Raw genomic sequence first — 23,998 nt, 5'->3', positions numbered from 1 at the left:
GGGAAACGGCAGAAGTCGAGAACCCAATGTCAAACATTCCCAGCCTGCACAGCTTGATTCAGAGCCCGGTCCCAACGGTTGGGGGCAGCGTGCAGGGCATCTCCGGGGATGGCACATTTGCATCTGTTCTTGCCGGTCTTGCGCCTGCAGCAGGGCAAGAGGGGAAGGGTGCGTCTACTTTGGCACCGACTGGGCCAAATGACGCGACGCGAGGCATCGATCTGCAAAGCGAGGTTACCGAGGTCGAGGAAGAAAACCTGCCTTCTGAGGTGTGGGATCCAATCCTTATGGCGTTTCATTCCAAACAAGGCTGGTCGGAAGTAGCATCCGGCTTGACCGGAGCTCGGCGCGAGTTTTCAGAAGATGTGCCGTCGCCGGATATCGGAGAGATGTCCGCGCAGGCGTCAGGTGGAAAGCCCGTCACCGATCTGCAATCAAAGTCAGTCCTGCCGTCGGTTGGGAGCGAAATCGCCCCGTCTGCAGACTGGGTTGAAAATTTGCCAGAGGGTATGCGCGTCACTGAACCGGCGCATCTGGCGAAGAGCAGTCTGCAATTGGCCGTCAGGTCGGACTTCGAATTGCTCGCCGGGCAAATGGGTACTTCGTCGTCTCCGCCCAACGGTGCGGACCAAGGGCAGGGGGTGCAGAAGCAACAATGGCGGGGCAACGGAGAAACTGCCGCGTTGCCAGTCGGGCTGGGCCAAGTTGAGGGAGATCGGCCGGAAACAGCTAAGTCCGCACTTCAGGCGGTGGCGCCGATCAGCAAGTCATTCCCGGAGCAGGGACCGGCCGCAGTGCCGGGACAAATGCCGGGTTCGGGCGCGGAAAAGCCCTCGGCAGCGATGTCGTCGCTGATGTGGCCGCAAGCCGCGCTGCCCCAAGAGACAATCGCCAAGTCTGCGCCAGCAGGACCGATACAGCAAAGCCTGACGACATCGCAGGAAGCCTCATCCTTGCATCCAGCCGGGGCTGACCAGCATAACGAAGCATGGCAGCAAAAAACGGCGGATGGGCTACAGGTGCAGGGCGGTGCCAACACGAGCGGTGTCTCGGTTCGCGGGCCGGAAACTGCCATCTTGGCACAGGTGGGTGGTGAAGTACCGATCATCCATCCCCAACAACAGACGGTTCCAAAAGGCCAGCGCGTACCCTTGGCACCCGTGGATTCGGGCCACAGCCATACGCGTTCTGAACCCGACTTCGCGGGACAAATGCCTGTGTCGCGTGATGTCGCACCGAAGGACATCTCGGGTGGTGCAAGCGCAGGTCTTATCTCTGCACCGAATGTAGCGGCGACTGGACAGAGTTCTTCCATGCGTCCCGCGACTGCGATTGCTGTCCCTGGGACAGAGCAAGCCGATCAGCCCACCCCGCAAAGCGTTGATCGTTCGGCTCAGGCCAACGCCACGGTACAAGTGACAAATGTCCGTAGCAGCGGAAGGCTTTCGGTTCCGGTGCCTGCAGCCCCTGCGGAAAACTCGACTGAAGTTACCCAGCCGACGCGGACACATCGGATCGAGCAGATTGATGCGGTACGGCATCCTTTGCTGCCCATAGATGGCGAACAGGTCGGGAGATTCGTGTCAGGACATCCGGATCATGCGGCATCGCCGCAGGTACCGCAACTGGCAGCGACCGGCATGGTACAGCCGTCTGATATGCCTTTCCTGGCCGCTTCTGCTCAGCGGCCGTCACTTGCGCAGACTGTGCCGCAAGATGCCGAAGGGCTTCTGTCACAGCGATCGGATGGTGCAGGTCAGCGCCTGTACATTCAGACCACAACGGTTGAAGTGCAGCCAGTCGAAGGTCGTCATACATCTGATCAACTGTCGGCCCCCCCGCGCTTGGAGGGCCCGGTCAGTAGTCCGATAACTGAAGCCCCTGAAATATCCCAACCGCTGCGGCAGTCGGATCAACTTGGGGCCATCGCGGCGTCGGCTATGGCGTCCCAGCCTCAACAAACGGCCATGCCAACACCATCGGCCCTCATGGCCAGCAAGACTGCTTCGCAACCAATTGCAAATAACCTGCGTTCAGGTGCCGACCTGCCTGCGGAACAGGATCAGCCGTCCCCATCAATCGCACAGGAAGAAGCTGCAGCGCCGCAGCACCGCCAAGGGAGCACCGCTGATATGGTGAATGCGGAGGTTCGACATATTGATCCGCTGCCGTCACTGGCCGCGCGGCTCTGGTTTATGGGCAGCACCGATTCGGCAACGACCATGATGGCAGCAGAGGCGATGCCCGGTGCCGTGCCCGATTTGTCATCCGCGCAGGGAATGGCCCAGACATCCATTCTGTCTGATCCGGCGAACCCCACCGCCCTGGCGCAGCATGCGCCGCGCGCGATACAGCAAGCGTTTAAAGGGTTGGCAACCGTGGTCGAAGCACAACCTGTCAGCGATGCGACGGGTCAAGGCCTCGATCTTGTTCTTGCGCCCGAGGAATTGGGACGCGTTCGCCTGACAATGATCGCCGAGGGCGATGTCATGCGGGTGCATCTGGTTGCAGATCGCCCCGAAACGCTGGATCTGATGCGCCGCCATGCCGATCAGTTGGCCAATGAATTCCGCTCTGCCGGATACCGCGATGCCGAGATGACTTTTGGTCAAGGCAGCTTTGCAGAGGACCATCGCCCCCGCAACACCCCATTGTCATCTTCGGGTGGCGGTACGGCGCTGACCAACATCACCCCCCAGGCCAGTGCCGGAAACATCTCCGGTTCCGGGCTTGATCTGCGCTTGTGAAAGGATTTCCCAAATGGAACTCGGCGCTTCCAGCACCGTTCTCGGATCACGGTCTGTCAACCCGGCGGATCGTAACCCGAATGCCGGCTCGAACGACTATCAGACATTTCTGAAAATGATGACCACACAAATGCAGAATCAGGACCCGCTGAACCCGATGGACAGCGCCGAATTTGCAGTGCAGTTGGCAACGTTTTCAAGCGTGGAACAGCAGACCCGGACGAATGAATTGCTGGCGACCATGCAGTCCCAGTTCGGCATGATGGGAATGGCGCAGATGGCCGGTTGGGTGGGATCAGAGGCAAGGGCAGAAATGCCTGCCCGCGTCACAGCCGGGGCAACGCTTGATCTTGCGCCCAATCCGCTGATCCAGGCGGATCGGGTTGTCATGGTGGTGAAAGATGAGGATGGAACGGTCGTAAACCGTGTCGATCTGCCCGCTGACACCACCCAGCTTGACTGGACGCCGGTTGATGTGACCGGCGCGCCGCTGCCGGATGGGATCTACAGCTTCCTTCTTGAAAACTATGAAGGGGAAACAAAGCTGACGGATTCGCCAGTAGAAACCTGGAGCAGGATCAAAGAGGTCCGTGGCGGGGCCAACGGCATGACCCTCGTACTGGAGAATGAGGCCGAGGTCTCTGTCGCTTCGGTAACTGCGCTGCGCGAGTAGCTTGCGCTCAGGCACGCGAGGCCCTAGCGTCGCGCGCCATGACGCGGCCCTTTACCCCTTCCAAAGCGCCGCCAGAGGCGCTGTTGCACGCGGTGCGTGACGCATTGCCCGAGGTGGCGACGAACTGGCACGCCCTTGATGGTGGTCGCACCAATCGTGTCTGGCAAGCGGGTGCCATAGTGGTGAAGCTGTTCACACCGGATGCCGAAAGCCCGCTCTTTCCAAATGATCCGCAGGCCGAAGCCCTGGCTTTGATCGCACTTGCCAACACCGGTCTTGCCCCCCGGCTGCGCGCCTCAGGCCGACTGAGTGGGGGCGATTGGCTCGCCTATGATTATTTGCCTGGCCAGATCTTTGCGGGCGACCCGGCGGATGTCGCCCGCACGTTGGGCCGATTGCACCGTTTGTCGCCTCCGCCGGGGCTGCGCCTTGCACCCGATTGGACTGACCAAGCCGAGGCGATCGCAGAGGCCTGCTCTGGCGCTCTGCCCGCGCATCCGCCCAGGGTTCCGGCCAGGAAAATCGCGTGTTTCCTGCATGGAGATGCGGTGCCCGGCAATATCATTGGTACAGGCCGCGCTCCGATGCTGATTGATTGGCAATGCCCGGCACAGGGGGATCCTGCAGAGGATCTGGCGGCCTACTTGTCGCCTGCGATGCAGTGGCTTTACCGCGGAAAGCCCCTGACGGCGGATGAATGTCATCGGTTCCTGGCTGCCTATCCCGATCCGGACACTGTCGCGCATTATCGGGCGGCAGCAGCGTTGCTGCATTGGCGGATCGCGGCCCATTGCCTTTGGAAAGCCGAAAGGGGCGCCGATGATTACCGCACCGCGCTGCATCTGGAACTTTCGGCCCTTTAGATCAACGCACCAAGAATGACCCCGGTCCAGACCAATCCAGCCCCTGCCAGAACCCACCATAACGGGTGCAGCGGGGCCTTCGCAGAGTCTTTTTCGCCACTTTGCGCAATCAGGCGTGCCTCAACCATCCCGGGGAGTTTGGGGCCAAATCGGCCCAGAACACGGGCCGTTTGCACCAGATCGCGCAGCAAGGCCCGTGGGCCTACATTTGTGGCGATGTAGCCTTCCACCACCGGGCGGGCGACCTGCCAGATGTTGATATGGGGATCCAGTGACCGTGCCACACCTTCAACCACCACCATGGTGCGCTGCAGCAGGATCAGCTCGGTCCGGGTCTGCATGCCGAAGCGTTCAGTGACTTCAAAGAGATAGGACAGCAGCCGCGCCATCGAGATGCGGCTGGCATCCATGCCGAAAATGGGTTCCCCCACCACGCGCAAAGCGCGGGCAAATTCGTCGATATCGCGGTCTGGCGGCACATAGCCTGCCTCGAAATGCACTTCTGCGACCCGGCGATAATCCTTGCGGATAAAGCCGATCAGAATTTCAGCATAGACCCGGCGAGTATATTCATCCAACCGCCCCATGATGCCGAAATCATAGGCGATCAGATCGCCATTCGCCGCCACTTTCAGGTTGCCCTGATGCATGTCGGCATGGAAGAACCCGTCGCGCAATGCGTGTTTCAGGAACAGTTGCAACACCCTGGCGCCCAGTTGTACCCTGTCATGCCCGGCAGCATCGATGGCAGCATTGTCCGCCAGCGCCACGCCTTCGGCCCAACCCATGGTCATCACGGTGCGACCCGAGAAGGCCCAGACCGGTTCGGGCACCTGGAATCCCTCATCCTCGGCGGTATTTGCCGCGAATTCGGCGGCGGCCGCCGATTCCAGCCGCAGGTCCAGTTCCCCCTGAACCACACCGTCGAAATGCGTGATCACATCCATGGGGCGTAAGCGGCGCGAAGCGGGTGAGATGATCTCGATCACGCGCGCTGCAAAATAAAACGCATCCACATCCCGGCGAAAGGCACGCTCGATTCCCGGCCGCAGCACTTTGACCGCAACTTCGCGACCGGTTTCTGCCAGCCTTGCGCGGTGGACCTGCGCGATGGAGGCTGCGGCGACAGGTTCGGAAAACTCCGAAAACATGGCGGCCATGGGTTGGCCCAATTCGGCCTCGATCATCTGACGGGCTTGATCCAGCGGAAACGGCGGCAGCTTGTCTTGCAGGTATTTCAGCTGTTCTGCCAGTTCGTTACCCACGATATCGGGTCGGGTCGAAAGCACCTGACCGAACTTGATGTAGGCCGGGCCAAGTGCCGTCAGGGCGCGGGTGGCCGGTGGCAGTGCCGGATCGCCTTTCAGACCCAACCATTTGAACGGCCAGCCCAAAACCCTCGCAACGGCCCGCAGGCGCGGGGGGGCATCCATCGCCTCCAGCACCACACCGATGGCACCGGTCCGCTCCATCGTGGCCAGCGTCCGCACCAGACGAACGATGTTGTGGGGTCCGCGCATCGATCAGATCTTCCAGCCAGAATGCAGGGCCGCGATGCCCATGGTCAGGTTGCGGTATTTCACCTGTTCAAAACCGGCTTTGCGGATCATGGCGGCAAAGCTGTCCTGGTCTGGGAATTTTCGGATACTTTCAACCAGATACTGATAGCTGTCCCGATCCCCCGCAATCATCTGACCCATCACCGGGATCACATTGAAGCTGTAAAGATCATAGGCCTTCTGCATCAGATCATTGGGAATCTGGCTGAATTCCAGCACCATCAACCGCCCGCCGGGGCGCAGCACCCGATAGGCCTCGTTCAGGGCATCCTGCACCCGTGTCACGTTCCGGATGCCGAAACTGATCGTATAGACATCAAAGCTGTTGGCGGCGAAGGGCAGGGCCATCGCGTCTCCGACGACCCAGTTCAACCGCTCGGCCATGCTGTCGGCCTCGGCGCGTTGCCGACCTTCAATCAGCATGGATTCGGTCATGTCGAGAACAGTGGCATGCGCCCCCGGCGCACGTTTCAGATAGCGGAAGGACACATCCCCCGTGCCGCCCGCCACATCCAGCAATTTCGTACCGGGGCGCGGAGCCAGCCAGTCCATCATCGCATCTTTCCAGATGCGGTGGATGCCGAGGCTCATGGCATCATTCATCACATCATACTTGCTGGCGACCCGGGTAAAGACGCCATGCACCATGCCGGCCTTTTCTGCCTCCGGCACAGTCTGAAAGCCGAAATGCGTGCTGCGGGTGTCTTCGGTCATGGCTGTCTCGCAAGGGCTTGCCCAAACCGGGCCTGGCCTTCCTTATAGGCCGCAAATGCCGCGCTGCAATGCGCCAACCTGTCCGAAAGGAATGCGATGCCCGAATTGCCCGAGGTCGAGACTGTGCGCCGTGGCCTGCTGCCGGTGATGGAAGGCGCCGTGATTGCCGCTGCGGCGGTCAACCGGCCTGATCTGCGCTGGCCCTTCCCGCCCGGCATTGCAAGACGGCTGACCGGGGCACGGGTCACAGGGCTGCGGCGGCGGTCGAAATACATTCTGGCCGATCTGTCCACATCCGAAACCCTGCTGATTCATCTGGGCATGTCGGGGCGAATGCTGATTTCCGGGGCGCAGTTGGGCAGCTTTCATCACGCGCATCCGGCACCCGCCAAACATGACCATGTGGTGCTGGACATGGATAATGGTGCCCGCGTCACCTTCAATGATGCCCGCCGCTTTGGCGCGATGGACCTGATGCCAACCGCCTCCGCCGAAGCACATCCCCTGTTGTCGGTCCTTGGTCCCGAGCCGCTGGGAAATGACTTCCACGAAGGCCATCTGGCTGCCCGATTGAAAGGCCGTGCCACACCGATCAAGTCTGCGCTGCTCGATCAGCATCTGGTGGCTGGACTTGGCAATATCTATGTGTGCGAGGTGCTGTTCCGGGCTGGCATTCATCCGGCGCGGATGGCTCGTGACGTAACGTCACTCGAGGTGTCCCGGCTGGTGCCGATCATTCGTGAGGTGCTGTCCGAAGCGATCGAGGCAGGCGGATCATCCCTGAAGGATTATCGGCAGGCCGATGGCGAGTTGGGCTATTTCCAGCACAGTTTCAAGGTTTACGATCGCGCGGGTGATGCCTGCACTTCTCCCGGTTGCGGGGGGCAGGTGACACGCATTGTGCAATTGGGCCGGTCTTCCTTCTTCTGCCCCCTCTGTCAGCGGTAACCCCAACGCCGCACCCTTGCGCCCCCGCTTTTTGCTGTTAGGAGTCGTCGCGGACCAATGAGGAGCCTCTCGCATGGCCTATGAAACGCTGATCGTCGAGATCGAGGATTACGTCGCGCTCATCCGCCTGAACCGGCCCGACGCGCTGAATGCCCTGAACAGCAAGCTGCTGGGCGAACTGTCGGTGGCGCTGAAGGCCGCCGATGCCGATGATGCCGTGCGCTGCATCATCATCACCGGTTCGGAGAAGGCTTTCGCCGCCGGGGCCGACATCAAGGAAATGTCGGAAAAGACCTTTGTGCAGATGTTCGGTGAAGATTTCTTTGCTGCAGAATCCGAGGCGATCGTCCGCACCCGCAAGCCGGTGATTGCTGCAGTCTCGGGCTATGCCTTGGGCGGTGGCTGCGAGCTGGCCATGGCCTGCGATTTCATCATCGCATCGGATACTGCCAAGTTCGGACAGCCCGAGATCAATCTGGGCGTGGTCGCTGGCATCGGCGGCACCCAACGGCTGACCCGCTTCGTGGGCAAGTCGAAATCCATGGACATGCACCTGACAGGCCGCTTCATGGATGCTGCCGAAGCAGAGCGCTGCGGTCTTGTATCGCGGGTTGTCCCGGCAAAGGACCTGCTGGCCGAGGCAAAAAAGGCGGCTGCGAAGATCGCTGAAAAATCGCTGCTGACGGCGATGGTGGTCAAGGAATGTGTGAATCGCAGCTATGAGACGACGTTGCGCGAAGGCATCCTGTTCGAACGCCGCGTCTTCCACGCCCTGTTTGCGACAGAGGATCAGAAAGAGGGCATGGCCGCCTTTCTGGAGAAGCGAACACCGCAATTCCGCGACAAGTAACCCCTTTCCTTTGCCCCGGCTTTGCTTTAATGGCCGGGGCCACATGCGCGTGGGCCCGCTTAGGCAAGAATCATGACCTCCCTCCGGGGTGGGTCGCCTTGGGTCTTTTGCTGCAATCGAAACAAAGACCCGAAGGATAAAGCCCATGGCAAATACGCCCCAGTCCAAGAAACGTGCCCGTCAGTCCGAAGCCCGCTATGCGGTGAACAAGGCACGCCGTTCGCGCATCCGCACCTTCCTGCGCAAGGTCGAAGAAGCCATCGCTTCGGGCGATCAGGCTGCCGCGACCGCAGCCCTCAAGGCCGCCCAGCCGGAACTGGATCGTGGCGTGACCAAAGGCGTGCTGCATGGCAACACCGTGGCGCGCAAGATGTCGCGCCTGTCGTCGCGCGTCAAAGCTCTGGGCGCACAAGCCTGATCTGAACCGATTCTGTTGAATTCCCTGAAAAGCGCGCCCTCGACAGGCGCGCTTTTTGACGTTTTATTGGTGTTTTCCCTATCAAATTCGAACCTGCGTGGCCTTTTTGCACAGGCCTTGGGATTCGCTTCGGCAAATCTCTGTCAACAGAGAAGTTCGGTTGCAGGCCCTGCGGCGGGCTTGCTAGCTTGCCCCTGCGATTCACGCTGTCCTGGGGGACATGACAGGATCGAAGCCAGACATACCCGGCTGCCACAGGATGCACTGCCGCATCTTTTTCGGGAAATTGGCTTGCGATCAAAAGGTTAAGGGTCTGCGCCCTGAAGTCTTGCAGATCCAGTACAAGAACTGACGCCGCTGGTTAGCCCGGCAGCGACGGTCTTGTATTTGCCTGATTGTCCTCCCGCGCGGTCTGAACCGTGGTGCTCCTCCTCCTCGGGTGCCAGTGGTGTGAAGAACAGGGCGATGTACGCCCCAATGAGCCGAGAACGGCGCGGGACGGGTAAGAACAGAGAATGACAAACGAAACTTGGGGCGAGATTCGTGAGCAACTTCAAAAACGGCTTGGCAAGAACAACTATTCTACTTGGATCGAACCTCTGGTCTTCGCCGAACTGACGGATGGTGTGGCACAATTCGAAGTGCCGACCTCCTTCTTCGGCGACTGGGTCCGCCGCAATTATGGGGATCATATCCGCAAGCTGCTGATTTCGTCCGGTCTGGGTGTGGAGCGGGTTGATTTCACCGTGAATACAGCCCCGCGCACTGCTACCAAACCCGCCGTTGCAGAACCCGCACCTGCCGCCAAAGCGCCGACCCGTGCCAAAGCGATGCGTTCGCGCGCGGCGGATGAAGATCTGCCCGGTGCCCCGCTGGATGCGCGCTTTACCTTTGACACCTTTGTTGTCGGAAAACCCAACGAGCTTGCCCATGCCGCTGCCCGTCGCGTGGCCGAAGGCGGGCCTGTCAGCTTCAACCCCTTGTTCCTGTATGGCGGCGTGGGCCTTGGCAAGACGCACCTGATGCATGCCATTGCCCATGATCTTCAGTCCCGCCGCCCTGATCTGCGGGTGCTGTATCTGTCGGCCGAGCAGTTCATGTATCGTTTCGTGCAGGCGCTGCGCGACCGGTCGGTGATGGATTTCAAGGAACTGTTCCGTTCGGTTGATGTTCTGATGGTCGATGACGTGCAGTTCATCGCGGGCAAGGACAGCACGCAGGAAGAATTCTTCCACACGTTCAACGCGCTGGTGGATCAGAACAAGCAGATCGTCATTTCAGCCGATCGCGCGCCCGGCGAGATCAAGGATCTGGAAGAGCGCATCAAGAGCCGCCTGCAATGCGGCCTGGTCGTCGATCTGCATCCGACGGATTACGAATTGCGGCTGGGCATTCTGCAACAGAAGGCCGACCAATATCGTGATCAGTATCGCGGGTTGGTGATTGCACCGGGCGTGCTGGAATTCCTTGCCCATCGCATCACGACCAATGTCCGTGTGCTGGAAGGCGCATTGACCCGGCTTTTCGCCTTCGCATCGCTGGTGGGGCGTGAAATCACGCTGGATCTGACGCAGGACTGTCTTGCCGATATTCTGCGCGCTTCGGACCGCAAGGTCACCATCGAGGAAATCCAGCGCAAGGTCGCAGAGCATTACAATATCCGCCTGTCGGACATGATCGGGCCCAAACGGCTCCGCACCATCGCCCGTCCGCGTCAGGTAGCGATGTATCTGTCCAAACAACTGACCCCGCGCAGCCTGCCTGAAATCGGCCGCCGCTTTGGGGGGCGCGACCACACCACGATCATGCATGGTGTGCGCAAGATCGAAGAGTTGATGGCAACTGACAGCCAGTTGTCGGACGATCTGCAGTTGCTCAAGCGCCTGCTGCAGGCCTGAGCGTGTAACGGGGCCTGTTCAGGCCCCGGTTTCGCGGCGAAAGACCGGGCCTTTCCTGCAACGGCGGCAGATACTTGGCAGCCAACCGACAACAGCGCCGCTTGACGCCCCCGCCAATCTGCCGGAATGTCGCCAAAACGGCTTGAGAACCGGCAGGAACCGGGTAATTTCGTGTTCCCGCCAGCAAAGGGTGACAGGGATGAAGATCAGCATCGAACGCGGCACGCTTCTGAAGGCCGTGGGGCAAGCGCAATCTGTTGTGGAACGCCGCAACACGATCCCGATTCTGGCGAATGTGTTGATCGAGGCTGAGGGCAATACTGTCAGCTTCCGCGCGACCGATCTGGATATCGAAGTGGTGGATAAAGCCCCGGCAATGGTGGAACGCGCGGGTGCCACCACCGTGTCGGCGGTGATGCTGCATGAAATCGTGCGCAAGCTGCCCGATGGCGCATTGGTCACCCTGGCCGAAGACGCCGCCGCAGGGCGTCTGACCGTGACGGCGGGTCGTTCGACCTTCAACCTTGCGACCCTGCCGCGCGAAGATTTTCCGGTCATGGCCAGTTCGGAATATACCACGAACTTTGCCGCACCGGCCCCTGTGCTGCGGCGCTTGTTCGACAAGGCGAAATTCGCGATTTCGACCGAAGAAACCCGGTACTATCTGAACGGCGTCTATATGCATGTTTCCACTGGCGATATGGGGCCGGTGCTGCGCTGTGTGGCGACCGATGGCCACCGGTTGGCGCGCATCGACGCGGCGCTGCCGGAAGGGGCGACCGGAATGCCGGGTGTGATCGTGCCGCGCAAGACTGTGAATGAACTGCGCAAACTGCTGGACGATGACGAGGCGCAGATCGCGGTGTCGGTTTCAGAAACCAAGGTGCGTTTTGCCACGCCTTCGATCACGCTGACCTCCAAGGTGATCGACGGGACGTTCCCCGATTATACCCGGGTGATTCCGCTGAACAATTCCCGGCGGCTGGAAGTGGATGCAACCGATTTCGCCAAGGCGGTGGACCGGGTGGCAACCGTATCTTCCGAACGGTCGCGCGCCGTGAAACTCAGCCTTGATGAAGACCGGCTGATCCTTTCGGTCAATGCCCCCGACAGTGGTGCAGCCGAAGAGGAACTGGCCGTGGCCTATGGCGACGAACGGCTGGAAATCGGATTCAACGCCAAATACCTGCTGGAAATCGCAAGCCAGGTGGATCGGGAAAACGCCGTGTTCCTGTTCAATTCCTCGGGTGATCCGACGCTGATGCGCGAAGGCAATGACACCAGCGCCGTCTATGTCGTGATGCCGATGCGCGTCTGATCTCCCCTCGGGGATTTGCTCCCGGACCCCCGCAACGTGTCTTGCATATGAAGCAAAGGAAGCCGGGTGTGGCCGGGCTGGCAATCCTGTCCCTACGTTTGTCGCATTTTCGCAGCCATCGGGCGGCGGAGCTTGTGTTCGATGGCCGCCCTGTGGCCCTGTTCGGGGCAAATGGCGCGGGCAAGACCAATATCCTTGAGGCGGTGTCGCTGCTGTCGCCCGGGCGTGGGTTGCGTCGGGCCGCTGCAGAAGATCTTGCGCGCCGCCCCGAGGCATTTGGCTGGAAAGTCGCGGCCCGTGTGGCTGGCCTTTCGGCGGCGCATGATGTGGAAACCTTTTCAGATCCGGGGGCTGCGCGGCAGGTCCGTATTGATGGCAAGGCCGCGCCGCAACTGGCGCTGGCACGCATCCTGCGCATGGTCTGGTTGGTGCCCAGCATGGACCGGCTGTGGATCGAGGCGGCAGAGGGGCGGCGTCGATTTCTGGACCGGATGGTGCTGAGCTTTGTTCCCGAACATGCCGAGGCTGTGCTGACCTACGAAAAGGCGATGCGCGACCGCAATCGGCTGCTGAAAGATCAGGTGTCCGATCCGCATTGGTATGCCGCGCTGGAGGCGCAGATGGCGCAATCTGGCGCGGTTATCGAGGCGAACCGGGCCGCGACAGTGGCGCGCTTGCTGGCGGTGCAGGAGGGCGCGGACACGGCTTTTCCCAAGGCGGCGCTGGAGGTGGTGAACCCCGAGGGCGCGGCAGCCGATCTGGCGCAGGCACTGGCCGAGGGGCGGCGTCGCGAGATGGCGGCGGGGCGCACACTCACCGGCCCGCATCGCGCCGATCTGGCGGCGGTGTTTACGGCCAAGGGCGTGGCGGCGGATCAATGTTCCACCGGTGAACAGAAAGCGCTGCTGATCAGTCTGATCCTGGCAAATGCCCGGGCACTCGCGGCGGATCTGGGACGCCCGCCGATCCTGTTGCTGGATGAGGTGGCGGCGCATCTGGATGCCGGGCGTCGCGCCGCGCTGTATGATGAATTGTGCGCCACCGGGGCGCAGGCGATCATGACCGGCACCGAGCCGGGCCTGTTTGACAGCCTCGGTGCGCGGGGGCAAACCTTTGAAATCTCGGATGCCGAGGGGCAATCCATCATCACCGAGGTGCCAGCATGACTCCGCCCAGCATGACTCCGCAACGCGTGACCTTGATTACTCTTGGCGTGGCTGATCTGGCTGTGGCCAAGGCGTTTTACGCCCGGTTGGGCTGGCAGGAGCATAGCGCGCAAGAGGGGGTGGCGTTTTACCAGATGAACGGTCTGGCGCTGGCGCTGTTTGGCCTCGCCGATCTGGCCACCGATCAGGGGCGCGCCGGTGCCGCGCTTGGCACGGGAGCCGTGACCTTTGCGCAGAACTTCGCCACTGAGGCTGCGGTAGATGCCGCATTTGAGGCAGCCCTCGCCGCCGGCGCGACAGCGCTGAAACGCCCGGAAGAGGTATTCTGGGGTGGCTATTCCGGCTATTGGGCTGACCTGGATGGCCATGTGTGGGAGGTTACGATGAATCCGTTCTGGCCATTGGATGCCGATGGCAGCCTGAGGTTGCCCAAATGACCGTCACGTTCTGGCAACTTCTGACCTATGCGGGTGCGATGCTGGGTCTGTGGCTGGTGCCGGGCCCGGTCTGGGTGGCACTGCTGGCGCGGGCGCTTTCGGGCGGGTTCCGTGCGGCCTGGCCGCTGGCCGTGGGCGTTGCCATTGGCGATCTGATGTGGCCGCTGGCTGCCATTCTGGGCCTGTCCTGGATCGCGACCCAATATGGTGACGTGCTCAGCCTGTTGCGATGGGTGGCTGCGGCGGTGTTTCTGGTGATGGGCGTGATGCTGTTGCGCAGCCCCGCCAAAGCCCCGGGCAGCGATAGCCGCCTCACCCGGCCGGGCCTATGGGCCGGGTTCACGGTCGGGCTTGCGGCAGTGATCGGCAATCCCAAGGCGATCCTGTTCTATATGGGTGCCTTGCCGGGGTTTTTCGATCTGTCGCGTCTGACATGGCCCGACATTCTGGCGATCATTGCAATTTCGGGTTTTTTGCCCATGGTTTGCAATCTGGCCTTGGCCAAGTTTCTGGATGGCGCACGCGCGCTGCTGTCCAGCCCGGAAAACCTGCGTCGGCTGAATGTGACGGCAGGGCTCTTGCTCATTGCGGTGGCGGCGGTGATCCCCTTCCTCTGACCCCAAATCTTGTGGGGCAGGGGTGACATTCCCGGCCCCAGCCGCTATAAATTGCAGGCAATTCAAGGGGTGCGTGGCACATGGCCGAAGAAGCCAAGAAACCCGCCGAGTATGGCGCGGATTCCATCAAGGTTCTCAAGGGGTTGGAGGCTGTTCGCAAGCGCCCCGGCATGTATATCGGTGACACCGATGACGGCTCGGGCCTGCATCATATGGTCTATGAGGTTGTCGATAACGGCATCGACGAGGCGCTGGCAGGTCATGCCGATTATGTGCATGTGAAAATCCATGCCGATGACAGCGTTTCCGTGCGCGATAACGGGCGCGGTATCCCGGTGGATATCCATCAGGAAGAGGGCGTTTCCGCAGCCGAAGTCATCATGACCCAGCTGCATGCCGGCGGCAAATTCAACAACACCGACGAAAGCGGCAATGCCTACAAAGTGTCGGGCGGCCTGCACGGCGTCGGGGTTTCGGTGGTCAATGCGCTGTCGGAATGGCTGGAACTGACGGTCTGGCGGAATGATCGCGAATATCGCGCGCGGTTCGAATTCGGCGAATGTGTGGTGCATGTGCATGACGTGGGGCCAGCCCCCGGCCAGCGAGGCACCGAGGTGCGTTTTCTGGCCAGCGCCAAGACCAACCGCGAAGATGGCACGTTCTCCAACCTCGACTACAGCTTCAAGGTGCTGGAGACGCGGCTGCGCGAACTCGCCTTCCTCAATTCCGGTGTGCGCATCATCATCGAGGATGACCGCCATGCCGAGCCGGTGAAGACCGAGCTGTTCTACGAGGGCGGGGTTCGGGAGTTTGTGAAATACCTGGATCGGTCAAAGACTTCGGTCATGGCCGAGCCGATCTATATGGTGGGCGAACGTGGCGGCATCGGGGTCGAGGTCGCGATGTGGTGGAATGACAGCTACCATGAATCGGTGCTGCCCTTCACCAATAACATCCCGCAGCGCGATGGCGGCACCCATCTGGCGGGCCTGCGCGCGGCCCTGACCCGGACGATCACCAAATACGCGCAGGACAGTGGCATCGCCAAACGCGAAAAGGTCGATTTCACAGGCGATGATGCGCGCGAAGGGTTGACCTGTGTGCTGTCGGTCAAGGTGCCTGATCCGAAATTCTCCAGCCAGACCAAGGACAAGCTGGTCTCGTCCGAGGTGCGCCCGGCCGTCGAAAACCTGGTGAACGAAAAGCTGGGCGAGTGGTTCGAAGAAAACCCGGCGCAGGCCAAGATCATCGTCGGCAAGATCATCGAAGCGGCGCTGGCCCGTGAAGCCGCCCGCAAGGCGCGCGAATTGACGCGGCGCAAGACCGCGATGGATGTGGCCTCGCTGCCCGGCAAGCTGGCCGATTGTCAGGAAAAAGACCCGGCCCTTTCGGAACTTTTCATCGTCGAGGGTGACAGCGCCGGTGGGTCGGCCAAACAGGGGCGATCGCGCAAGCAACAGGCCGTGCTGCCGCTGCGCGGCAAGATCCTGAATGTGGAACGCGCGCGGTTCGACCGGATGCTGTCGTCAGAGACGGTGGGCACGCTGATCACCGCTCTGGGCACCGGGATCGGCCGCGATGAATTCGATATCAAGAAGCTGCGATACCACAAGATCATCATCATGACCGATGCTGACGTGGATGGCGCGCATATCCGCACGCTGCTGCTGACCTTCTTCTACCGGCAAATGCCCGAAATCATTGATGGCGGCTATCTTTATATCGCGCAGCCGCCGCTGTACAAAGTGGCCCGCGGCAAGTCGGAGGTCTATCTCAAGGATCAGGCGGCGTTTGAAGATTACCTGATTCAACAAGGGGTCGAAGGGGCCGTGCTGCGCCTTGGCACCGGCGAAGAGGTGGCAGGCGCCGATCTGCTGCGCATCGTCGAAGGTGCCCGCGCCTTCCGCCGGGTGCTGGAGGCATTTCCGACGCATTACCCGCGCAACATTCTGGAGCAGGCGGCGCTGGCCGGGGCCTTCGATCAGGGTCGTGCCGATGCCGACCTGCAACTGGTGGCCGATATGGTGGCGCGGCGGTTGGACGGGGTCGCTGTGGAATATGAACGTGGTTGGCAAGGCCGCATCACGCAGGACCACGGCATCCGCCTGTCGCGCATCCTGCGGGGCGTGGAAGAGTTGCGCACACTGGATGGTGCGGTGCTACGGTCGGGCGAGGCACGCAAGCTTTCGCAAATGTCTGCGCAAAGCCGCGATGTCTTTGCCTCCGGGGCCCGTTTGGTGCGCAAGGATCGGGATCAACCGATCCATGGCCCGACCGAATTGTTGAAGGCCATTCTGGCCGAGGGCGAAAAGGGCCTGTCGCTGCAGCGGTACAAGGGGCTGGGGGAGATGAACCCCGAGCAGCTTTGGGAAACCACGCTGGACCCGGACGCCCGCACACTGCTGCAGGTGCGTGTCGATGACGTGGCAGAGGCGGATGATCTGTTCACCAAACTGATGGGTGATGTGGTGGAACCGCGCCGCGAATTCATCCAGCAGAATGCGCTGAACGTGGAAAACCTGGACTTCTGATTGCTGCCGCACCCCGGCCAATGGCCGGGGTGCCCGGCGCGTTAACCACTGGTTTACCCTTCTGCCGCACCCTGCGCGGCATGAGCCCGAAATCCAGCGCCTTTGCCGAAGCTTCATTGCCCCTTTTTGCCCCGCCGGGTGATGAGGATGATGTGGTACTGGCTGCGCCTGTGGAAGGGCGCCTGCCTTCCTACATCGCTGATCACCGCAAACGGCTGCGCCAGCGATTTCTGGAAGGCGGCGCAGCTGCGATGCCGGATTACGAATTGCTGGAACTTGTGCTGTTCCGGGCGATCCCGCGGCAGGATGTGAAACCGCTGGCCCGGCAGCTGCTGGATACCTTCGGCGATCTGAACCGGGTGATTGCCGCACCGCTGCCGCGCCTGCTGCAGGTCAAGGGTGTCGGGGATGCGGTGGTGCTGGAACTGAAACTGCTGGAGGCGGTGGCACAGCGCATGGCCCGGTCGCGGGTGATGCAGCGGCCGGTCCTGTCAGGCTGGGCGGCACTGCTCGATTATTGCCACACCGCCATGGCGCATCGCGAGACGGAACAGTTCCGGGTGTTGTTTCTGGACCGGAAAAACGTCCTGATTGCTGACGAGGAACAGGCGCGTGGCACGGTGGATCATGTTCCCGTCTATCCGCGCGAAGTGGTGAAACGGGCGTTGGAGTTGAATGCCTGTGCCCTGATTCTGGTGCACAATCACCCCTCTGGCGATCCCACCCCGTCCGATGCCGATATCGCAATGACAGCGCAGATCCGCGATGCGGCCGAGGTTCTGGGCATCGTGCTGCATGATCACATCATCATCGGCAAGGAACGCGAGTTGAGCTTCAGGGCGCAGCAATACCTTTAGGGCGCACCCAGACCTCGACCCGCCGATTGGCCCGCCGTCCGGCGGCTGTGGTGTCGCAGGCCATTGGCAGGGCCTCGCCAAAGGCCATCACATCGGGAAAGGCCTGACCCTCGGGCAAATCTGGGCTCATCTCTGCCAATGCGGTGGCAATGCCCATGGCCCGGCTTTCCGACAGCTGCAGATTGGCAGCCCCGTCGCCGGACCCATCAGAGAAGCCGGCCAGCACCACCTGCTGATCGTTGAACGCCCCCACTGACAGCAGGTCAGCCAGCAATCGAAGATTGTCGCGCGACCGCGCGTCCAATGTGGTGGACCCATCCTCAAAGCGGAAGGTCAACGAAGACCGGCTGGCCCCGGCCATGGTTTCGGCCAGCCGCTGCAATTCGGGCAATGGTACATCCGGCCCGGCGCCCTTGATCGCGTTCAGCAGGCGCAGGCCATCGCCGGTCAGCGGGGTCAGTTCCGGTGCCCGGTCCACATAGCCCGCCGCGGAAATCGCGCCCTGCGCCGCAGGGTGATCCAGGAATTCCAGAAACTCACGGGCAAAGAGTGGCAAGCGCCTGCGTGGCGTCAACAGGTTCACGGGCAGCGCCAGCGGATAGTCCTCGGCCTTGACCGAGGCCCGCTCGGGCTGCAGGGCAAAGCCACAACTGTCGGTCAAGGGCAGCAGGCGGGCCCTGCCACGGGCAGATTGGCCCGTGATGGCCAGCGCCCAGGGGTCGCGCGCCACGGCTTCGGCCAGGGCTTCGGGCGTGTCATGTTCCACGACAGCCGCCACCTGTCGGCCCAAACGGGCTGCGAGTGCCTCTTGCAGCGACGTATCGGCCCGCAGCGCATGCAGCACAAGCGGCATGTCTGGCCCGCCCAATGCCTGCCAATTGCGGATTTCGCCCGACAGGGCACGGGCCAGATCGGGGGTCGAAACATGCGCCAGCCGATTGTCAGGGGCAACGATGGCCACCAGCGCATCCAGCGCCATCGCCCGGCTGCCAAAGCCTTTGTCGGCGGTCTGTGCCACGATCAGATCGGCCTTGCCCGCAAGCAACGCTGCCCGTGCCACTTCAGGCGGGCTGGGTTGAAAGGTGATCCGGGCCAGATCCTGCCCGCTGGTCTGATCGGTCAGGATGGCGCGAAAGCCATCGCCTTCGGGCAACACAGCCACGGCAAGCCCGCGCGTCTCGGCATAGGCTGCAAGCAGGGCAGGCAACAACGCATTGCCCGGAGCGCCAGCACCGGTCACGGTCAGCACCGCCAGCGGTGCCGTCAGGTCCGGGCAGCCGGGGCCTTCGCAAATCACGCCTTCGCCATCGACCGTCAGAAGGCCATAGCGGGTATCCACCCGGTAGAACTCGCCATCAAAGCCTTGCAACGTGCCTTCGATCGACAGCGAACTGTCGCGGGCGGTCAGCGTCACATCCTGCGCCATCGCGCCCGGTGCAAAAGAAAGAAGCGCGGCGAAAACTGCCGCGCAGCATGGCACATGCCGCATCAGAAACCCGCCGTTATCTGGCGGCGAGTTTCATCTCGGGCACCAGATTTTTCAACACCAGAATGTCTCCGGCGGCATCGCATTCCGGCATGACCAATGTCAATTCATTCACGCTGACCTTGCCGCCGACCGAACCGATTGTTTCACCCAGCAATTCGCGCCCGCAGGTGTCGGCGGTCACAGCAGATTCGATCAGCACTTCGGGTGTGCCATCCTTGGGAAAGGTGTACACTTCGGCCAGCATAGGCAGATCGGTCGTGGCATCGCCCAGCAGGGTCAGAAATCCGCCCTGCGCGATCTCTCCTGGCGCGGGACGCTGCGGGGCTGCAGCCGATACATGGCCCGGTTTGCCATAATCGGCCCCGTTTTCAAAAGCATGCAGCTGGAACGCATCCCGGTCGAGCCATTGCACCGCAAAACGCTGCATCTGGGCCACTTCTGGCATGGGGATGGTGGAGGCGATCTTCTCTCCATCCGGGAAGCTGATGTCGATCCGGGCCTGCGTCTCCATCGCCGGAATGTCGAGGAACAGCGATCCGGTGGTGCTGGTCTGTGCCGTAATCGCCAGTCCGCCATGCTTGATGACCAGACGCTGCCCGGGGCGGCAGGGCGCCAGCAGGGTGATCCCCACCATGGCATTGTCCTGCTGCATCAACTCCAGCTCAACCGGGCAGGCATCAGCCACCGGGGCTAGGGCAGTTTCGGGCTTTGCTGCCGGTTCCAGCGCGGGCGCAGCAGGCAGTGCCGGCTTGACGGGTTCCGGCAGGGCGGGTTCGATGGTCGCAGCCAGTGGCACGACGCTTTGTGGCTTCACCTCAGGCGCAAGCGCCGCCTGTTGGGCCGGTTTGGCGCGGCTTTGCACGAAATGCCCGGCCCCAAGGCCCACGGCCAACAGGGCGGAAGCAAGGGCGATACGGCGTTTCATGTCCATGACACGGGCTCCAGTTCAGGTCTGCCTACGGGTGTAGCGTGCAAACTGGGCCAATCCGTGGCGATTCCGGGGAATGTTTCCAGCCTTGCAAAGGCAGGGCCGCCCGCGTCACTGGACGGGGCGGCCCGGAAACAGACAGTGTTTCGGTTCAATACGCGTCTGGCGATCAGGCCAGACGCCCGTGGCAGTGCTTGAACTTTTCGCCCGATCCGCAGGGGCAGGGGTCATTGCGTGACGGATTGCCCCATGTTGCCGGATCAGCCTCGTCAAACCCCGGCAACGCGGCCGCGCCAGCGGCGATAGGTGCCGCAGCGGCGGCGGCAGGGGCAGCCTGGGCCCGGGCCTGCGCCAGATATTGCGCCATCATCGCCTGCTGTTCCTCGGGCGTGATCGGTCGCACCATGGCCAGCTTTTGCGTCACATCAATACGAAGCCCGTCCAGCATGTTTTCGAACAGGGTAAAGCCTTCGTTCTTGTATTCCGACAGCGGGTCGCGCTGCGCATAACCGCGGAAGGACACAACTGACCGCAGATGTTCCAGCCGCAGCAGATGTTCGCGCCATTTGGCATCGATCGTCTGCAGCAACAGCTGCTTTTCGATGTTGCGCATGGTTTCCGGGCCAAAGGCTGCCAGTTTCTCGGCCATCATCTCATCGCTTGCGGCCTCGATCCGTTCGCGGATGCCATTCTGATCGACGCCTTCTTCGCGCGCCCATTCGATGATCTTCAGATCAAGGCCCAGCTTCTCGATCACGGCGGCGTAAAGGCCGGGTGCGTTCCACTGTTCGGGATAGGTGCCCGAGGGCATGAAATCCTCGACCAGATCGTCGATCACCTGATGTCGCATGTCCTGCACGATTTCCGAAAGGTCTTCGGCCTGCATGATCTCCATGCGCTGCCCGAAGATGGCTTTGCGCTGATCATTCATCACATCATCGAACTTCAGCAACTGCTTGCGGATGTCGAAGTTGCGACCTTCCACCTTGGCCTGCGCGCGTTCCAGCGACTTGTTCACCCAGGGGTGAACGATCGCTTCGCCTTCCTTCATGCCCAGCTTGGAAAGCACCGAATCCAGCCGTTCCGAGCCGAAGATACGCATCAGATCATCTTCCAGCGACAGGAAGAAGGCCGAACGGCCCGGGTCGCCCTGACGACCGGAGCGGCCGCGCAGCTGGTTGTCGATGCGGCGGCTTTCGTGTCGTTCGGTGCCCAGCACGAACAGACCACCGGCAGCCAGAACCTTTGCCTTTTCCTCGGCATGTTCGGCTTCGATCCGGGCGCGCACCTCATCAGGGTGCAAATGCGGATCGGCGGCGATGGCTTCCATCACCTTCATTTCCACATTACCGCCCAACTGAATGTCCGTGCCACGGCCCGCCATGTTGGTGGCAATGGTCACTGCGCCAAAACGGCCCGCATCGGCCACGATCTTGGCTTCCTGTTCGTGCTGGCGGGCATTGAGCACGTTATGCGGCACGCCCGCCGATTGCAGCAGGCCCGACAGCATTTCAGATTTTTCGATGCTTGTGGTGCCGACAAGGATCGGCTGGCCCTTTTCATGCGCTTCCTTGATGGTGCGCACGACGCCTTCGTATTTTTCGCGCGCGGTGCGATAGACCTGATCGTGGTCATCCTTGCGCGCCACCGGGCGGTTGGTCGGCACTTCGACCACGCCCAGCTTGTAGATTTCCATGAATTCTTCGGCTTCGGTCTGGGCCGTGCCGGTCATGCCCGCCAGCTTGCCATACAGGCGGAAGTAATTCTGGAACGTCACGCTGGCCAGCGTCACGTTTTCGGGCTGGATCGCCACGCCTTCCTTTGCTTCGATGGCCTGATGCAGGCCTTCGGACAGGCGGCGCCCGCGCATCATGCGGCCGGTGAATTCGTCGATCAGCATCACCTCGCCGTCGCGGACGATATAGTTCTGGTCCTTGAAGAACAGCTTATGCGCCCGCAAGGCCAGATTGATGTGATGCACCAGCGAAGTGCTTTCCGGGTCATACAGCGTCTGTTCGCCCGGCAGCAGGCCCATCTGGCGCATGCGCTGTTCAACGAATTCGTTGCCTTCTTCGGTCAGCGTCGCGTTGCGCGTCTTTTCATCGACCTTGTAATGCTCGGCTGTCAGTTCGGGAACGATGGCATCGACCTTGGTGTAAAGGTCGCTGCGGTCCTGGCTGGGGCCTGAAATGATAAGGGGCGTGCGCGCCTCGTCGATCAGGATGCTGTCTACCTCGTCAACGATGGCGTAGAAATGCCCACGCTGCATCATCTCTTCGAGGCTGCCCTTCATATTGTCGCGAAGATAATCGAAGCCCAGCTCGTTATTGGTGGCATAGGTGATGTCGGCCTGATAGGCGGCGCGCTTTTCCTCTTCGGGCTGATAGGGATAGACCACCCCACAGGTCAGCCCCAGCTGGCGATAGACCTTGCCCATCCATTCGGAATCGCGCCGCGCGAGATAGTCGTTTACTGTGACGACATGCACGCCCTTGCCGGCCAGCGCGTTCAAATAGGCCGGGAAGGTGGCCATCAGGGTCTTGCCTTCCCCGGTCTTCATTTCGGCGATATTGCCCTGATGCAGGAAGATGCCAGCCTTGAGCTGGACGTCAAATGCCCGCAGGCCAAGTGCCCGGCGCGCGCCTTCACGGCAATTGGCGAAAGCTTCGGGCAGGATGCTGTCTAGGCTTTCGCCCTTGACCTGCACCCGTTCCTGCAGGGCGCGGGTGCGTTCAATCAGCCCTTCATCCGACAGCGCCTGAAATTCCGGCTCCAGCGCATTGATCTTCGCGACCAGCGGGCGAACCGATTTCACCTTGCGGTCATTGGGCGAGCCAAAGACCTTCCGCGCGAGCGTTCCGAGGCCAAGCATGTTTTCTCCGCTGTCCCTTGTCTGACAAGAACGTGCGAGGCAGGGGCCTTGCCCGCCTTGCCCAGCTTTCATAGAAGAACCCGGAAAGGCGCGAAGGTGCCCCGTCTCGCGCGACCTTCGCGATGTAAGGGGCTGCTGCGCGCAAGTCAACGCGGCGCGATGCAGCTGCCCGATCAGGAGACGGTGATGATGGCGAAAATGACGAAAATCCTGGGCGCCGTGGCGCTGATGGCGGTGATTTCTGCCCCGCTGCGGGCCGAAGACCTGTCAGCCGATACGGTTGTCGCCACGGTGAACGGTACGGCCATCACGCTGGGCGACATGATCGTCACCCGTGCGGGCCTGCCGCCGCAATACCAGCAACTGCCCGATGATGTGCTGTTCAAGGGAATCCTCGATCAACTGGTGCAACAGACCGCGCTGCAGCAGAAGGTCGAACCCGGCCTGACCAAGCGCCAGCAGCTTGAAGTGGCGAATACCCACCGCAGCGCGCTGTCGGCCATCGCTATCGAAGGGATTGTGCAGGCAGCGGTCACCGATGCGGCTCTGCAGGCCGCCTATGAAGAGCGTTTCAAGGATGCGACGCCCGGCACCGAATACCGCGCCTCGCATATTCTGGTGGACAGCGAAGAAAAGGCCAATGCAATCAAGGCCGAGATCGAAGGCGGTGTTCTGTTTGCCGATGCAGCCAAGAAACACGGTACCGATGGCACTGCTGCGAGCGGCGGTGATTTGGGCTGGTTCAGCGCGGGCATGATGGTGAAACCCTTCGAGGACGCCGTGATGTCGATGAAGGCAGGCGAATTGAAGGGCCCGGTGCAAACCGATTTCGGCTGGCACCTGATTCAGCTGGTTGAAACCCGTCAGGCGGCCATTCCGTCGCTGGATGACGTGCGTGAGGAACTGGCCAGCGAGATCGAACAAAAGGCGGTGTCGCAGGCCGTTGCCGACCTGACCGCTGCCGCAAAGGTCGAGAAACCCGGCGAGGGGATTGACCCGGCGGTGCTGAAGGACGAAACCCTTCTGGACAAGTAATCCCGCAGCATTGGGGGCAGACATGGCCAAGACCGACTGGAAAGCCGAAGCAAAAGCGCTGAAGAAGAAGCTCAGGAA

The 23,998-nt window shown here is 61.5% G+C and carries 19 protein-coding genes; 14 read left to right on the top strand and 5 right to left on the bottom strand.

Translation table 11 applies throughout. The features are described from left to right. The first annotated feature begins 26 nt into the window (after window positions 1–26). Genes fliK through V6590_RS10815 form a run of 3 tightly spaced genes read left to right on the top strand, consistent with a single transcriptional unit; the run spans window position 27 to window position 4,283 of the window. On the top strand, window positions 27–2,747 hold the full coding sequence (gene fliK / locus V6590_RS10825) for a flagellar hook-length control protein FliK (RefSeq protein WP_335422781.1): 2,721 nt from the start codon (window positions 27–29) through the stop codon (window positions 2,745–2,747). 13 nt (window positions 2,748–2,760) lie between these two features. Further along, window positions 2,761–3,420, top strand: coding sequence for a flagellar hook capping FlgD N-terminal domain-containing protein (locus V6590_RS10820; RefSeq protein WP_335422779.1), 660 nt, complete (start codon window positions 2,761–2,763; stop codon window positions 3,418–3,420). A gap of 38 nt (window positions 3,421–3,458) precedes the next feature. Beyond that, window positions 3,459–4,283, top strand: a complete 825-nt coding sequence (locus tag V6590_RS10815; RefSeq protein ID WP_335422777.1) for a phosphotransferase family protein — start codon at window positions 3,459–3,461, stop codon at window positions 4,281–4,283. Here the strand turns inward: V6590_RS10815 and ubiB are convergent. Next, window positions 4,280–5,803, bottom strand: a complete 1,524-nt coding sequence (gene ubiB / locus V6590_RS10810; RefSeq protein WP_335422775.1) for a 2-polyprenylphenol 6-hydroxylase — start codon at window positions 5,801–5,803, stop codon at window positions 4,280–4,282. The two genes, V6590_RS10815 and ubiB, sit on opposite strands and share 4 nt — an antisense overlap. Window positions 5,804–5,806: 3 nt before the next feature. After that, window positions 5,807–6,556, bottom strand: a complete 750-nt coding sequence (gene ubiE / locus V6590_RS10805) for a bifunctional demethylmenaquinone methyltransferase/2-methoxy-6-polyprenyl-1,4-benzoquinol methylase UbiE (RefSeq protein WP_335422773.1) — start codon at window positions 6,554–6,556, stop codon at window positions 5,807–5,809. 96 nt (window positions 6,557–6,652) lie between these two features. Between ubiE and mutM the strand changes: the two genes are divergently transcribed. The 10 genes from mutM to radC all read left to right on the top strand — a co-directional run bounded on the left by mutM (window position 6,653) and on the right by radC (window position 17,596). After that, entirely contained in the window at window positions 6,653–7,504 is an 852-nt protein-coding gene (gene mutM / locus V6590_RS10800; RefSeq protein WP_335422771.1) for a bifunctional DNA-formamidopyrimidine glycosylase/DNA-(apurinic or apyrimidinic site) lyase, read from the top strand. A gap of 73 nt (window positions 7,505–7,577) precedes the next feature. Further along, complete coding sequence (locus tag V6590_RS10795; protein WP_335422769.1) at window positions 7,578–8,354, top strand: enoyl-CoA hydratase; 777 nt, start codon at window positions 7,578–7,580, stop codon at window positions 8,352–8,354. 145 nt (window positions 8,355–8,499) lie between these two features. Next, entirely contained in the window at window positions 8,500–8,772 is a 273-nt protein-coding gene (gene rpsT, locus V6590_RS10790; protein WP_335422767.1) for a 30S ribosomal protein S20, read from the top strand. A gap of 515 nt (window positions 8,773–9,287) precedes the next feature. After that, window positions 9,288–10,670, top strand: a complete 1,383-nt coding sequence (gene dnaA / locus V6590_RS10785) for a chromosomal replication initiator protein DnaA (protein ID WP_335422765.1) — start codon at window positions 9,288–9,290, stop codon at window positions 10,668–10,670. Between the two features lie 199 nt (window positions 10,671–10,869). After that, a complete protein-coding gene (gene dnaN, locus V6590_RS10780; protein ID WP_335422763.1) occupies window positions 10,870–11,988 on the top strand; it encodes a DNA polymerase III subunit beta in 1,119 nt (372 codons plus the stop codon). 68 nt (window positions 11,989–12,056) lie between these two features. Next, on the top strand, window positions 12,057–13,154 hold the full coding sequence (recF, locus tag V6590_RS10775; RefSeq protein WP_335422953.1) for a DNA replication/repair protein RecF: 1,098 nt from the start codon (window positions 12,057–12,059) through the stop codon (window positions 13,152–13,154). A gap of 11 nt (window positions 13,155–13,165) precedes the next feature. Further along, entirely contained in the window at window positions 13,166–13,591 is a 426-nt protein-coding gene (locus tag V6590_RS10770) for a VOC family protein (RefSeq protein ID WP_335422762.1), read from the top strand. After that, the gene (locus V6590_RS10765) at window positions 13,588–14,208 is read left to right on the top strand and encodes a LysE family translocator (RefSeq protein WP_335422760.1); all 621 of its coding nucleotides are present in this window, start codon (window positions 13,588–13,590) and stop codon (window positions 14,206–14,208) included. The genes V6590_RS10770 and V6590_RS10765 overlap by 4 nt, the downstream gene beginning before the upstream one ends. Before the next feature lie 80 nt (window positions 14,209–14,288). Then, on the top strand, window positions 14,289–16,739 hold the full coding sequence (gene gyrB, locus V6590_RS10760) for a DNA topoisomerase (ATP-hydrolyzing) subunit B (RefSeq protein WP_335422759.1): 2,451 nt from the start codon (window positions 14,289–14,291) through the stop codon (window positions 16,737–16,739). Between the two features lie 80 nt (window positions 16,740–16,819). Then, the gene (gene radC, locus V6590_RS10755; RefSeq protein WP_335422757.1) at window positions 16,820–17,596 is read left to right on the top strand and encodes a RadC family protein; all 777 of its coding nucleotides are present in this window, start codon (window positions 16,820–16,822) and stop codon (window positions 17,594–17,596) included. Here radC and V6590_RS10750 read toward each other — a convergent pair. From V6590_RS10750 to secA, 3 genes are all read right to left on the bottom strand, one after another. Beyond that, window positions 17,574–19,022, bottom strand: a complete 1,449-nt coding sequence (locus tag V6590_RS10750) for an OmpA family protein (RefSeq protein WP_335422755.1) — start codon at window positions 19,020–19,022, stop codon at window positions 17,574–17,576. The genes radC and V6590_RS10750 overlap by 23 nt on opposite strands. 76 nt (window positions 19,023–19,098) lie before the next feature. Then, window positions 19,099–20,016, bottom strand: a complete 918-nt coding sequence (locus V6590_RS10745; RefSeq protein WP_335422753.1) for a hypothetical protein — start codon at window positions 20,014–20,016, stop codon at window positions 19,099–19,101. A 166-nt stretch (window positions 20,017–20,182) separates the two neighbouring features. Beyond that, complete coding sequence (gene secA, locus V6590_RS10740) at window positions 20,183–22,885, bottom strand: preprotein translocase subunit SecA (RefSeq protein ID WP_335422750.1); 2,703 nt, start codon at window positions 22,883–22,885, stop codon at window positions 20,183–20,185. 189 nt (window positions 22,886–23,074) lie between these two features. Here secA and V6590_RS10735 point away from each other — a divergent pair, with 189 nt between their 5' ends. Then, complete coding sequence (locus V6590_RS10735) at window positions 23,075–23,920, top strand: foldase protein PrsA (protein WP_335422748.1); 846 nt, start codon at window positions 23,075–23,077, stop codon at window positions 23,918–23,920. Window positions 23,921–23,998: the final 78 nt, after the last annotated feature.

It is taken from the genome of Gemmobacter denitrificans, from assembly GCF_036964905.1.
Classification (GTDB): domain Bacteria; phylum Pseudomonadota; class Alphaproteobacteria; order Rhodobacterales; family Rhodobacteraceae; genus Gemmobacter; species Gemmobacter denitrificans.
Note: the sequence above shows the minus strand (reverse complement) of the source record. Positions and strands in the feature narration are given on the sequence as shown.

Coding starts and splice junctions, on each gene's coding strand:
- gyrB (WP_335422759.1), top strand. CDS start 14,289: ATGGCCGAAGAAGCCAAGAAACCCGCCGAGTATGGCGCGGATTCCATC.
- V6590_RS10815 (WP_335422777.1), top strand. CDS start 3,459: ATGACGCGGCCCTTTACCCCTTCCAAAGCGCCGCCAGAGGCGCTGTTG.
- ubiE (WP_335422773.1), bottom strand. CDS start 6,556: ATGACCGAAGACACCCGCAGCACGCATTTCGGCTTTCAGACTGTGCCG.
- secA (WP_335422750.1), bottom strand. CDS start 22,885: ATGCTTGGCCTCGGAACGCTCGCGCGGAAGGTCTTTGGCTCGCCCAAT.
- dnaN (WP_335422763.1), top strand. CDS start 10,870: ATGAAGATCAGCATCGAACGCGGCACGCTTCTGAAGGCCGTGGGGCAA.
- dnaA (WP_335422765.1), top strand. CDS start 9,288: ATGACAAACGAAACTTGGGGCGAGATTCGTGAGCAACTTCAAAAACGG.
- V6590_RS10795 (WP_335422769.1), top strand. CDS start 7,578: ATGGCCTATGAAACGCTGATCGTCGAGATCGAGGATTACGTCGCGCTC.
- V6590_RS10765 (WP_335422760.1), top strand. CDS start 13,588: ATGACCGTCACGTTCTGGCAACTTCTGACCTATGCGGGTGCGATGCTG.
- V6590_RS10735 (WP_335422748.1), top strand. CDS start 23,075: ATGGCGAAAATGACGAAAATCCTGGGCGCCGTGGCGCTGATGGCGGTG.
- ubiB (WP_335422775.1), bottom strand. CDS start 5,803: ATGCGCGGACCCCACAACATCGTTCGTCTGGTGCGGACGCTGGCCACG.
- V6590_RS10770 (WP_335422762.1), top strand. CDS start 13,166: ATGACTCCGCAACGCGTGACCTTGATTACTCTTGGCGTGGCTGATCTG.
- fliK (WP_335422781.1), top strand. CDS start 27: ATGTCAAACATTCCCAGCCTGCACAGCTTGATTCAGAGCCCGGTCCCA.
- V6590_RS10750 (WP_335422755.1), bottom strand. CDS start 19,022: ATGGCGCAGGATGTGACGCTGACCGCCCGCGACAGTTCGCTGTCGATC.
- rpsT (WP_335422767.1), top strand. CDS start 8,500: ATGGCAAATACGCCCCAGTCCAAGAAACGTGCCCGTCAGTCCGAAGCC.
- radC (WP_335422757.1), top strand. CDS start 16,820: ATGAGCCCGAAATCCAGCGCCTTTGCCGAAGCTTCATTGCCCCTTTTT.
- mutM (WP_335422771.1), top strand. CDS start 6,653: ATGCCCGAATTGCCCGAGGTCGAGACTGTGCGCCGTGGCCTGCTGCCG.
- V6590_RS10745 (WP_335422753.1), bottom strand. CDS start 20,016: ATGGACATGAAACGCCGTATCGCCCTTGCTTCCGCCCTGTTGGCCGTG.
- V6590_RS10820 (WP_335422779.1), top strand. CDS start 2,761: ATGGAACTCGGCGCTTCCAGCACCGTTCTCGGATCACGGTCTGTCAAC.